Below are 12,043 nucleotides of genomic sequence, written 5' to 3'. Positions count from 1 at the left end.
CGGTGTGGAAAGTGGTCTCTGACCTGGGAGAAATCCCAGGTCAGGGGTCATTTTCTGTTTGCTGAAGTGCCGCAAAAATGACAGGCTGTCAGTCTCTCCAGGGTGCCCTGGGGTCAGCGTTTGCGGAGGCGACGAGCTGTTTTCCTGGCCCCGGGGCGTGCCGTGGGGGAAGACCATCGCATCACGAGGCACGCTTCAGGCCGCTGCCCCCAAGATCTTTTCGCGAGCTTCCGGCGAACCGATGGCTACGGTCAGAGGGGATGAACCTTGTCGGTCTTCTTTGGTGGAGGTATTCCCCTGCTGGTGGGAGGCGGCGTCATGCCCCTGGGAGGAATAGGCGATCACCATCGCTGTTTTGCTGCAATACATAGAAGCCCACGTTTCGAGCTCGTTCGCCCCTGCGCCCGAGGTGGAGCTGTAGGGGTCGGCGGGGTAGTGCTCAGTGCCCTCTGAGCCCGTTTTCGGCCACGCTGAGGTGATATTGATCGACGATCACTCAGGTTTCGTCGCGTCGGTCACGAGAAGGCCGCACGAGCCATTCTTGATGTATGCAATCAGGCGATGCGGTCCTTTTTGGGCCTCGCCTATGGTTTTTGAGTTCCCGGCGGGGAACTCTTCCGGCGCGGGAAAGTCTTCATCGAAGTTGATGGATTTAAGCTGATTCAGGGGAGTGAATCGCTCGACGGAGGGTTGAGGGGTGGCCTCTCTCTCGTGGTCTGACGTGCAGGCGGTGCGCTGAAGGAGAAGGTCACGAGTCTGCTGGCCGCGCGCCGGCGGCCGCGCCGGGCTCTGGTGGAGACCGCGGCCTTCACCGCGGTCAGGGACGCCACCCGCACCCGCCTCCAGGCTCTCGAGTCCCGCCTCGGCCTCTACGCGGCCATCACCCGGCTCCCCGAGCGCCAGTACGACGTCATCGTCCTGCGCTACATCCTCGGCTACCCCGCAACCCGCGTCGCGGAGATCATGGGCATCTCACCGGCCACGGTCCGCTCCCACGCGCGCGGAGCGCGACGACGCCTCGCCCACGACCTGCACCTCGAGTGGGCCGACGAAGGGAAGGAGTGGTCATGAGGTACCGGAAGGAAGACCGTGGCGAGGACGCCCTGTCCCGGGCCCGTATGCAGGCCGACCCGTTTCACGACTACGACGGCCAGGCCGCCCTGGCCCGGATCGCCGCCCGCGTGACCGCCTCCGGCACCCGCGACCGCGGCACCCACCCGCCCCACTTCGGAGGCGACCGGCACAGCACGGCCGCCCTCGCCCTGCCGGGCCGGCGCACCGCCTTGCACGAGCGGGCCGCCCAAACCCTCGACGTGCTGGCCGTCACCGTCGTCAGCGACCACGACGCGATCGCCTCGCTCGCCCTCCTCGCCGACGACCCGGCGGCCGAGCCGGCCGGCGCGAGTACGTTCGCGTGCTTGCTCCACCTCGCCGGCCACGAGGGCGGCCCCGTCTTCTGGTGGCAGTTCGCCGCGGGCGCCGGCTCCGCCACCGCCGCCCACTGCCTGTATCTGAACCACCTGCAATCCAGCGACCGCCAGGCCGCACGATGGTGGTGCGACCAGGCCGCCGCCCTCCACGTGGACGGAGGCGACTGGATCCTCGACGAGCCCCCCGCCCCCCTCCCGGGCGACGTCCCCCCCGGCCGCTACGGCACTCCGGGGATCTTCAGCGCACCCCCCTCAGCCGGTGCGCACCGCTGGGCCGTCGCCCACCATCTCGCCGCGGCCACGCGAGAACTGCCCACGGGCGACGACCTCGACCACGGAGTCGTTCCCCTTCCCCGCCCCGGCCTTGCCGCGGCGGTCACGCACGGGCGCCGTACCGAACGGTGGCTGGAAGCGCTGGAGGAAGCTTTCGCGGCCCCCGCGCTGGAATCGCCTGCTCCAGATCACCACGAGGGGCCACCACGCATCCCGCTCACACTGAGTGCCGCCCTACGCCAACTGGCCGGCATGACGGCCCGCTACGAAGGCGGCCAGGAGGGCGGCGCGGAAGCCCTGTCGACCGCCTCGGCCCGCTTCGCCACCTGACCGCCGGCAGGCAGGCGTGAGCGGGCGGACCGGGACGTGCTGGAGCGAGGCGTCCTGTACAAGGACATCGCCGGGCAGTGGTCCGGGGCGACTTCGAAGATGTGCAGTGCGTAGCAGTCGGATGTCACTTCGTCAGGAATCCGCATCCGTCGGCTGGCCGCCGGGAGCCCGGCCTGCTCGGACGGCCGGGCCGGCGGTCTTCCGGCTGCTACAGCGCTTTGTGAGCGTCATCTGTGATGGCCCAGCGGCGAAGGAGCTCGTTGACCGGGAGCCCTGATTCCTCCAGGTCCAGTCGTGTCGCTGACATCGAGGTGGGTGTGCCCATCAGTAGGCGTTCGGCAATGAGGTGGGGGAGGAGGAGGGCGACAGCGCCGGCAGGCCAGATGGCGGTGACTTGATATGTGGCGATGAGGCCGGCTTCCCACGGGGAGAGTGGATCACGCCGGTGGCCGTATGCCGCGTCCCGCTCGACGGCAGGGATCTTGATCGCGACCAGTCGGCGTGAGCCCTTGCTGTGTTCCGCGACTATTTCCCGTGCGAGCGCGATCCAGTCGGCCACCAACGCATCGAGTGCGGCGAATGCCTCGTCCCGGCCTTTCCGGCGTCTGCCGAATGCGTCGTACAGCACGGAGGAAGCCGCAAAGCCGTCGTCCTCCAGCGCGGTCCATGACCGGGCCGCCTTGTCCCGCCAGCTGGACCAGCTCCTTCGTAGGATGCGCTCCGCGTCCGCTCCCAGGCCGGCGAACGCCGGCCCTGGGGCCGGCTCCGGCTCGGACAGCTGGGGAATGACCGCTTTCTCAAGGAGAGCCGATGGCCTCAGCAAGGCTGCCAGAGCACATCGTTCACGTTCGATGGCTGTGGCAAGCGCCTCTTGAAGGGGCGCGGCCCACGGGCGCAGCCAAGGGAAGGCGGCGACGGCTTCGCCGCTCTCGAGCATGTGGCCGTGCAGGTACCGCCAGTGGTCGTGATGGCGCTCACGGATCAGCCGCGCCTGTTCGAATCGGTCCCATGCCTCTTGGTCGCACTCGTCGGTGTCGTCATCCGTCCCCTGGCACTCCTGCTGGGGGTACTCTCCGGTCGCCAGGGCCGAAGCGGCGTCCAGCTCTTCCGCCTCGTCGAAATCCGTATCCGGGGACGGCTCGCTCGCCGACTTCAGGGCTGTCACCGACGCTACGGCGCTGACGAAGGCGAGAAGCGGACTGTCGGCAGGGATCGGCCACCGGCAATTGCCGCACCATTTGTGCACGGCTTCTCCGAGAGCGACCTGCATCGACTGCGTGGCATGAGACGAGCGGAGCATGGAGCAGCTCGGGTCGCCGTGCAGCTTGCCTTTGCCGGAGGACGTGGTGTGGCACGTGAGGTGGATGCCTCCGAGAGGGCCGAGCGGGACGTCGGCGTCAAGGAGCTGCCCGAGGCGGACTGAGCGAAGAGCAGAGGTCGTCGATGGCATGTTCGCAGGCTACCGACCGCCACTGACAAGCTCGGGAGCCTCCAGACCGTTGTGCAGCGTCCCTGGGAACGAGCCGTGGTCAACTTCGGGCCCCCAGCGCAGGATGCCGGACTCGCGATGGACAGTACCCGTTCACGGCAGTGACCGTGGGTCGCGCAGCAGGGGGGAACATGATGCTGGAAGAGCTGGTTCTGGCCGGGGGAACCACCGTGGTCGGGGCCATGGCCACGGATTCCTGGGCAGTTGCACGCGGTGGGATCGCGCGGTTGTTCGGCCGCCGGGGAGAGGATCAGCAGTCGGCCGTCGAGGCCTGGCTGGACAACAACGCGGCTCTGGTCGCACGGGCCGGCGACGCCGAGCGGGTGCGCCGGAGCCTGCTGCCCGTGTGGTTGCTGGAGCTGGAGTCGCTGCTGGAGGCGCACCCGGACGCCGCCGGTGAACCGCGGGAACTGATCAACGAGCTCCGGGACCGCTTGCCCGATGACCAGCGCGCAGGGGTGCAGAACAGCGTCGCCAAGGACCGCGGTCAGGTCTTCGCGGTTCAAGGGGGCGACATCATCGCGCACCAGACTCCTCCGGGGCGGAGAGGTCGCGGAGACGCGCAGTGAGCCGCACGGGCCCGGGGGCCCGGCAGGTCGTCAGCGTCGAGAACGGGTTCGGGTACGGCGTCATCGGTGCCGACCCGCACGTCTTCCCCGACCGGGGCCCGGTCTACCCGCTCGCCGAGTACGGTCCGGCCTCCGCTTCCTCAGTCGGGGAGGCCGCGTGGCTCACCGCCCAGCCCAGCCGCTTGCTCAATGCCAGGCTCCAGGTCGTGGACTTCACCGGCCGCGACCGGGAGCGGTCCGGACTGGCCGCGTGGCGGGACAGCGGCGGTCCGGGCCCGACCGCCACCTGGCTGCACGGTCCCGGCGGGCAGGGCAAGACCCGGCCGGCGGCCCGGTTCGCCGCCGACAGTGCCGCGGAGGGCTGGAAGGCCATGACGGCCACCCTATGGTTCCCGAGCGATCCTGCCGCGCCCGGGAAGCCAGGACCTGTGACTCGACGGCGCCGTCGGACTGCTGCTGGTCGTCGATTACGCCGACCGCCGGCCGCTCTCCCACCCGGCCTGGTTGTTCAGCAACCGGCTGCTCCACCGGCAGTTGCCGAACCGGGTCCTGCTGCCGGCCCGGTCGGCTGCCCCATGGCCCGCCGCGCGGTCCGCCTTGGAGGAGGCGGCGGCCGGGACAAGCGACCTGGCGTCGCTTCCGCTCGACGACCAAGGCGGTGAGCTCGGGGAACGGCGCGCCATGTTCACCGTCGCCCGGGACTGCTTCGCCGCCCGGTACGGACTCACCGACCCGTCCGTCATCGAGCCGCCCGACCATCTGGACCGACCGGACTTCGGGCTCGTCCTGGCGCTGCGCATGGGCGCGCTGTGACGGTCGACGCCCACACCCGGGGTGGCCGGCTCCCGAGGGACATGGCGGGCCTGTCCGCGTACCTGCTCGATCGCGAACGCCGGCACCGGACCCGGCTCTACGAGAACCGTATGGAGGGCCCGGACTACGCGACACCGCCCGGCGACATGGGGCAAGTGGTCTTCACCGCAGCCCTCACCGGAGCCACCGCGTACGCGGACGGCACCGCACTGCTGAGCGGTGCGGCGGGGTATGTCCTCGGCATCCCGGCCGACAGCCTGACCGGCATTCTGGACGAGGCCCAGCGCTACCTGGCCTGGCTGGGGGCTCAGGGCGAGCTGGGCACCGTACACCCTTGGGCGGCCGTGGTGGCCGCGGACCTCGCCGAGCGCATCCGCCGGCGTGCGCTCGGGCCCGGCCGTGGCGCCGGGTGGTTGCTGTGGATGTGCGGGCGGATGGCCACGCCACAGCTCGCCGCCCGCCTCGTGCCGCGCATGTGGCGTGCGGCGCGGGACCGGGGCGTCGGTGCCCCCGACTGGACGGGCGCCATCCCGCCGCGCGACAGCGCGCTCTCCCCGGAACGCTACCGGGCACTGCTGAACCAGCGGACCACCGGCGCCGCCTTCACCCCGCACTCCGGTTCCGTGCGGGTCGACGCCCCGCACGGTGCGGTGATCTGCTTGTGGGACGGTGCGAGTACGGTCCGGTACGCGGCGGACGGCACCCGGGCCGTCCTGGACCACCCGCCCGCGACCCCTGACGACCCCTCAGCGGGCCGCCGAGGAGCGGCGGTCTTCACCCGCGGCGACCGGCTCGCCGCCGGCTGGCTCGCGGCGTACACCGGAGCCGGTGCCGCGGGGGAGGCCTGAGGAACCGTGGTGGAGCCGCCGGCACCATCTGCGGCCCGGCCCACGAGTGGGCCGGGCCGCAATCGCCGCGGTGAAGCGTGCGCCTCACCGCACCACCTCTTGGTCTGGACCGGATTCCTGTCGGATATCGGGACGGCGGTCGCCTAGAGGTGTCCGCGGTGGCGGGGCCGCGGAAGTCCGAGGGGAGGGGTTACTCGGTCAGGGTCGTGTCGGCGATGAAGTCGATCGCTTCCTCGGGCGGGGAGTACGGGGGCATGAAGGCCGCGGCGCGTACGTCCCGGTAGGCGCGGGCGAGCGGGTGGCGGGCCTGGTAGCTGGAGCCGCCGGTGAGGCGCATGGCGTGGTCGATGACCGTGGTGGCGGCGCGTTCGACGACCAGGCTGACGCTCTGGCACTCCTTCATCATGGCGCGGCTCATGTCGTCGGTGAGCACCTGCGGCTTGTTGAGGAGGAGGTAGGCGTCGAAGTCCTGGAGGGCCGTGCTGAGGGTGCCGCGGGCGGCCGTCAGGGCGATCTCCATCTCGGCGATCGCCGACTTCGTGCCGGCGGACGAGACCGTGCGGGGGCGGCCGTTCGCCGTGGGCTTGGTGAGGGTGCGGAGGGCGTGGTCGCGGGCGGCCTCGGCCAGGCCCAGGTAGACGCCGTTGAGGCCCATGCCGCTCACCGCGCGTCCCTCCAGCATGCTCGGGTCGCGCTTGCCCCAGGGGCCGCGGACCAGGAGGGACTCGTCGGGGACCACGCATTCGCTGAAGACCACGCTGCCGGAGCCCGATCCGCGCAGGCCGAGTCCCTGCCAGTCGTCCTCGACGTGGACGCCCGGGGTGTCGGCGGGGATCATCGCGCTGGCGAGGTGGTGGCCTTCGCCGCGTTCCGCCTTCAGGCGGCAGTAGAAGTGCGTGGCGGCGGGGGAGAGCGAGGCGAGGATCTTGCGGCCGTTGACGACCCAGCCGTTGTAGGAGGCGGTCGCGGTGGTGGCGAGGTTCCAGTAGTCGGCGCCGCGTTCGGCGACGGCGGAGCACAGCAGCATCCGCCGCTCGCCGATGGCCTCCAGCCACTCGCGCCGCGGCAGGTAGCCGGGCTCGTTGTCGGCGCCGAAGCGCACGACGCGGGCGAAGTACCAGGCGAGCGCGATGTGCATGTAGTAGGCGACGGCGACGGAGGCGTCGGCCCGGGCGATGCGCGCCGTGATGACCGTCAGGTCGTGCAGGCGCTCGACGCCGAAGCCGCCCAGCTCCGCGGGGACGGTGGCCGCGAACACCCCCGCCTCGGCGAGGGACTCGACGCTCTCCCGGGCGAAGCGGCCCTCCTGGTCGGTGGCCTGGGCCTGCTCGGCCAGGAAATCGTGGAGTTTGGCGATCGCCGACACCGCCTGCTCACCACTTGTGGTGGCCGGCCGCAACTCGGAGTTCAGTGACAGGGAAATCGGCATGGGCATGTCCTCGATGAGAGGGGGTGAGCGGGGAGCGGATAAAACAGATGAAGTCGTTGGTGTGGCCACCGATCGATCGGTCCGACTTTAATTCGGCCCCAGTCGGGGCGCGTTGTGCCGCGAGGTGATCTCTTGCCTCGGTCCAGCCCCCCGGTTACTGTGGATTCACTGGCAGGGCTTGGTGTCAGGCTTTCACTCGAAGGTCGGGCGCCGATTAAGCCATGAATTCCGACCCTCGGCAGCGATATTGCGACAATATTCCGGACGAAGGATCGCTTCATCATGGGGAATCATATTCTTCAGTTCGCGGGCTGGTACACCGAAGATGAGCCGGGCCGCCCCGCCATGCATGAACAACATGAAATCGGGGAAGGGGAGGCGGCCTGCATCAGGTACGACCGCGAAACCGATTCCTTAGCCGTCCTTCCTGCCGATTGCCCCCGGCCCGCCGCCGCCATCGTCACCGGACACGCGGGCCACTGGTGCCTCACCAACCTGCATGCCGAGGACACCTACTTCATAGAAAACATGGAACACGGCGGCGAGTTCGTCAAGGTCGCCGCTCGCCGCCGGGACTTCCCCGTGCCCTTCGAACTCGCCCGGCTGGTGCTGCCCGTGGCACGGCGGATCGGCATCGTCAATGTGTTCGGCCCGGAGCCCCGCTATCTCACCGTGGCCTCGGCGTCGGGTGCCACCACCAACTGGCCCCGACTCGACGAACATTCGGCCTACTTCCGCGTGCTCGTGGCACTGTGCGAACCGCAGCTCCGCGGATATCCCCCGGGCGCCGTCCCCACCATCGCCGACGTCATCGCCCGTCTCCAGGAGACCGCCTGTGCGCCCGCCATGAGCCGTGCGGCGGTCAACCACCACATCAACTACCTGGCCACGGAGAAGCTTCAGGTCACCGAATGGGCCGGAGTCGCCGACGGCAAACGCTCCTACTGGAAGCGCGAGGCGATCGTGGCGATGGCCCTGCGCTCCGGGCTCGTAGGTGAGCAGCATCTGAGACTGCTCCCGGCGCGGTGCGGGAGCGCCGCCCGGCGCGCCGGAGCCGGCTCCCGGCCGGCGGGCCAGGACACGCGGCGGGCGGGCGCCCGCCACCTCAGTGGTCCTCAAGAGCCTTTCCCGTCGTACGGACCAGTTCCGCCACGCCGGCCCGGTCGATGACCAGCGGCGGAATCGCCATCACCGAACATCCCTGCCTGCGCAGCAGCGTTCCCCGCTCCCGCGCCCGCGCGACCAGTCCGGCGGCGAACTCGGGGCGGTGGCACTCCACCGTGGCCACCAGCCCCAGCCCCCGGACATCGGCGACCTCGGGGTGCTCCGCGAGCGGCAGCAGCCCGGCGAGCAGCTCCTCGCCGCGCGCCGCGGCCGCGGGGACCAGCTTCTGCTCCTCCAGGACGTCGAGGACGGCCAGCGCCACCGCGCAGGCGACCGCGTGCCCGCCGGTCGTGTGCCCGTAGCGCAGCCCGCCGATCAGCGGGTCGGCGGCGAAGGAGCGGTAGACGGCCTCGGTGGTGCTGAGCGCGGCGAAGGGCACGTAACCGCCGCTCAGGCCCTTGCTCATGGTGACCAGGTCGGGCGTGATCCCCTCGTGGTCGAAGCCGAACATGCGGCCCGTCCGGCCGAATCCGCAGAAGACCTCGTCCACGACCAGCAGGGAGCCGGTCCGGTCGCACAGCTCCCGCAGCGCCCGCAGGAACCCGGAGGGTAGCACCACGCCACCGCCGACATTGAGGAACGCCTCCACGAACACCGCCGCGGGGGGCGTGCCGTCGAGCACGGCCCGCTCGAATGCCTCCACGAGCGGGGGCAGTGACTCCGGTGCGCGTAGCTCCCGGGCGGGCACCGGGAGTTCCACCCGCGTCACCGGGAAGGGATCCACGGTATGGGTCACGTTGGTGGGCAGGCCGGAAAGGTGCTGGGCGACGAGCGTCGTGCCGTGGTAGCCGGCGGCGAAGGTGACGATCCGGTCCCGGGGCCGGCCGAGGTTGCGCCAGTAGCCGTGCGCGATCCGGACGGCGGCCTCGGTGGCCTCGGAACCGCTGTTGACGAACAGGGTCCTCCCGAGACCCTCCGGCAGCAGCCCGGAGATCCGCTCGGCGACCCGGCCGACCGGCAGGTGCGTGCCCACGCTCAGGTCGAAGTGCGGGAGCAGGGACAACTGCCGCTCGGCGGCGGCGATCAGGGCCGGATGGGCGTACCCGCAGCTGGAGTTCATCGCCGAGGCCATCGCGTCGAGGTACTCCCGGCCGGCCGCGTCCCGGACGCGGTAGCCCTCGCCGGATACCAGGATCGGGCCGTCCCCGGCGGTCTCCTTCACCGGGGACCACGGGTGCCATACGTATCGGTGGTCGCGCTGGCGGGCCGATGCCTCATCGACCGCCTCGCCGACGTTGGTGTGCAGCATGTCGACGATCATGTCCGCGTCGAGGGCGGCGCACACCCGTACAAATGTGAGGGTGTTGCGCACTCCGCTTTCGGTGATCATGGCGGAGGTGCCGGGTCCGGAACCCGGTGCCGAACCCCGGCAACAGCGGGAACGGCCGGAACCCCCGCAACAGCCGGACGGACCGGTCGGAACCGTCGGACCAAGAGGGCCAGGAGGAGCTGAACCCGTGGTGTCCCTGCGCGTCATAGATCCGGCGAAACCCCTGTCGCGCCCACCGGACCGCGTCCTGGTCGCGGGCGGCAGCGGTGCGGGCAAGACGACCGTCGCCGGGAAGCTCGCGGCGCTCTACGGGCTGCCGCGGATCGAGCTGGACGGACTGTACTACGGGCCGGACTGGTCGGTACGGCCGGAGTTCGCCGACCACGTCGCACAGGCGGCCGAGGCCGCGCGCTGGGTGACCGAGTGGCACTACCCCGAGGTCAACGGCCTGCTCGCACGCCGCGCGGAGCTGCTCGTATGGCTCGACTACTCGACGGCCGTCACGATGACGAGCCTGCTGCTGCGGACGCTGCTGCGCTCCCTGCACCGCGAGGTGCTGTGGAGCGGGAACCAGGAGGCGCCGCTGCGCTCGGTGTTCGGCGACCCCGAGAACATCCTGCGCTACGGCTGGTCCACCCGGCACGAGACGCGGCACGAACTGCGGGCGCTGGCCCGCGCCGACGCGGCCCCCGGGGCGCCGCTCGACATGCTGCGGTTCACCCGGCCCGCCGACCTGTCGGACTGGCTGATCCGGCTTGCCCAAGGGAGGAGTACCAGTGCATCGCGAGCCCGGTGACGAGGCGGACCTCGACGCGGTCCTCGGCGGCGCCGCCGTCTTCGACGACATCGTGGTCGGCGCGGGATCGGCGGGCGCCGTGCTCGCCGCCCGGCTCTCGGCGGACCCCGCACGGCGGGTCCTGCTGATCGAGGCCGGGCCCGACTACCCGGACCGGTCCCGGCTGCCGGAAGACCTGCGCAACGGGCGCACCCCCTCGATGGTGGAGCACGACTGGTCGCTCGTCGGTGTACGCGACGACGGCGCGGAGCTTCCGCTTCCACGCGGGAAGGTCGTCGGCGGCTGCTCGGCGATCAACACCTGCCTCGCCCTGCGCCCGGCCCCGGGCGACTTCGGCCTGTGGGCGGCGACGGGGGTACCCGGCTGGTCGTGGACGGACGTGCTGCCGTACTTCAACCGCCTCGAAGCGGACGCGGACTTCGGCGGACCGCACCACGGCACGGACGGCCCGCTGCCGGTGCGGCGGCCGTCCCCGGCCGAGTGGACGCCCCTGTCGGCGGCGTTGGTGGAGACGGCGACGAGGGCGGGCCACCCGTTCACGGCCGACCACAACGCGCCGGACGCGACCGGGGTGGGGCCGCTGCCGCTGAACCTGGCGGACGGTGGCCTGCGGATCTCCACGGCGGCCGCCTATCTGGACCCGGCGCGTACGCGACCGAACCTGACGGTCCTCGCGGGGACCCTGGCGGACCGGGTGCTGTTCGAGGGGAGCAGGGCCAGCGGCGTCGCGGTCCGCACGGGCGGGCGCGCCGCCGAGGTGCGCGGCGCCCGGGTCACGCTGTGCGCCGGCGCGTACGGGACCCCCGTGATCCTGCACCGCTCCGGGGTCGGGCCGGCCGCGCTGCTGGGGTCGCTCGGCGTGGACGTGGTCGCGGACCTGCCCGGCGTCGGCGCGGATCTCGCCGACCATTCCCAGGTCGCGATCGGCGTCGTCCCCCGGCCGGGCCTGTGCGACCCGCGCGACCCGTGCGCCCAGGTCGTCCTGCGGTACACGGCGCCCGGCTCGGACACGGCCGACGACATGCAGCTGTACGTGCTCAACCATGTGGAACTCGACGTCTACGCACCGCACCTGGCGGACCAGGTGCCCGGCGGCCGGGCCTTCATGGTGACCTCGAACCTGATGGCCCCGGCCGGCCGGGGCACGGTCGCGGCGGTGTCGCGCGACCCGGCCGTACCGCCGCGGATCGCCATCGACTACGGCCGGGACGCGGAGGACCTGCGGCGGCAGCGGGAGGGCGTCCGGCTCTGCTGGGAGCTGCTGCACCAGCCCGCGTTCACGTCGCTGACCAAGGAGATCATCGACATGGACGGGGAGACGATGCGGTCGGAGGCGGCGCTGAGCGCCTTCGTCCGGCGAGCCGCGCGGACGGCGCACCATCCGATGGGGACGGCGCGGATGGGAGCAGAGGGCGACGCGGGGGCCGTGGTGGACGAGTGGTGCCGGGTGCGCGGGGTGGAGGGGCTCCGGGTGGCCGACGCGTCCGTGATCCCCGTGCCGTTGCGCGTGAACACGAATCTCGTCTCGATCATGATCGGGGAGCGGGTCGCCTCCTGGGGGGCCTCCCGCGGGGACTGAACCCCGGCCCGCCCGCGAGGTGGCTCCGCCGCACGCCCTCGAACGCCGGACCG

Annotated in this window: 11 protein-coding genes; 8 read left to right on the top strand and 3 right to left on the bottom strand. The window is 71.3% G+C overall.

The genetic code is table 11. From position 1 onward, the window contains the following. Positions 1–792: 792 nt before the first annotated feature. Positions 793–1,071, top strand: coding sequence for an RNA polymerase sigma factor (locus SMD11_RS04960; RefSeq protein ID WP_234365908.1), 279 nt, complete (start codon positions 793–795; stop codon positions 1,069–1,071). Continuing rightward, on the top strand, positions 1,068–2,033 hold the full coding sequence (locus SMD11_RS04955; protein WP_087925260.1) for a hypothetical protein: 966 nt from the start codon (positions 1,068–1,070) through the stop codon (positions 2,031–2,033). Before SMD11_RS04960 ends, SMD11_RS04955 begins: the two co-directional genes overlap by 4 nt. Positions 2,034–2,241: 208 nt before the next feature. Here the strand turns inward: SMD11_RS04955 and SMD11_RS04950 are convergent, their stop codons facing one another. Further along, positions 2,242–3,483: a hypothetical protein gene (locus SMD11_RS04950; RefSeq protein ID WP_087925259.1), complete on the bottom strand. Its 1,242-nt coding sequence runs from the start codon at positions 3,481–3,483 to the stop codon at positions 2,242–2,244. A gap of 170 nt (positions 3,484–3,653) precedes the next feature. On the opposite strand from SMD11_RS04950, the gene SMD11_RS04945 reads away from it, so the two are divergent. The 3 genes from SMD11_RS04945 (at position 3,654) to SMD11_RS04935 (ending at position 5,752) form a co-directional block, all read left to right on the top strand. Next, a complete protein-coding gene (locus tag SMD11_RS04945; protein WP_087925258.1) occupies positions 3,654–4,091 on the top strand; it encodes a hypothetical protein in 438 nt (145 codons plus the stop codon). Positions 4,092–4,595: 504 nt separating this feature from the next. Beyond that, positions 4,596–4,904: a hypothetical protein gene (locus tag SMD11_RS04940; RefSeq protein ID WP_087925257.1), complete on the top strand. Its 309-nt coding sequence runs from the start codon at positions 4,596–4,598 to the stop codon at positions 4,902–4,904. Then, positions 4,901–5,752, top strand: coding sequence for a hypothetical protein (locus tag SMD11_RS04935; RefSeq protein ID WP_199843799.1), 852 nt, complete (start codon positions 4,901–4,903; stop codon positions 5,750–5,752). The genes SMD11_RS04940 and SMD11_RS04935 overlap by 4 nt, the downstream gene beginning before the upstream one ends. A gap of 190 nt (positions 5,753–5,942) precedes the next feature. On the opposite strand, the gene SMD11_RS04930 is transcribed toward SMD11_RS04935, so the two are convergent. Continuing rightward, positions 5,943–7,181: an acyl-CoA dehydrogenase family protein gene (locus SMD11_RS04930; RefSeq protein WP_087925256.1), complete on the bottom strand. Its 1,239-nt coding sequence runs from the start codon at positions 7,179–7,181 to the stop codon at positions 5,943–5,945. Between the two features lie 528 nt (positions 7,182–7,709). Here SMD11_RS04930 and SMD11_RS04925 point away from each other — a divergent pair. Continuing rightward, a complete protein-coding gene (locus tag SMD11_RS04925) occupies positions 7,710–8,351 on the top strand; it encodes a hypothetical protein (protein WP_234365907.1) in 642 nt (213 codons plus the stop codon). Here the strand turns inward: SMD11_RS04925 and SMD11_RS04920 are convergent. Next, positions 8,287–9,657: an aspartate aminotransferase family protein gene (locus SMD11_RS04920; RefSeq protein ID WP_234365906.1), complete on the bottom strand. Its 1,371-nt coding sequence runs from the start codon at positions 9,655–9,657 to the stop codon at positions 8,287–8,289. The two genes, SMD11_RS04925 and SMD11_RS04920, sit on opposite strands and share 65 nt — an antisense overlap. Before the next feature lie 145 nt (positions 9,658–9,802). On the opposite strand from SMD11_RS04920, the gene SMD11_RS04915 reads away from it, so the two are divergent. After that, on the top strand, positions 9,803–10,411 hold the full coding sequence (locus SMD11_RS04915) for an adenylate kinase (protein ID WP_234365905.1): 609 nt from the start codon (positions 9,803–9,805) through the stop codon (positions 10,409–10,411). Next, complete coding sequence (locus SMD11_RS04910) at positions 10,392–11,990, top strand: GMC family oxidoreductase (RefSeq protein ID WP_087925254.1); 1,599 nt, start codon at positions 10,392–10,394, stop codon at positions 11,988–11,990. Before SMD11_RS04915 ends, SMD11_RS04910 begins: the two co-directional genes overlap by 20 nt. The last annotated feature ends 53 nt before the right edge of the window (positions 11,991–12,043 follow it).

Origin of the sequence: Streptomyces albireticuli (assembly GCF_002192455.1) — a bacterium.
Taxonomy (GTDB): Bacteria; Actinomycetota; Actinomycetes; order Streptomycetales; family Streptomycetaceae; genus Streptomyces; species Streptomyces albireticuli_B.
The sequence above is the reverse complement of the archived record's forward strand: the minus strand, read 5'-3'. Positions and strand labels throughout refer to the sequence as shown.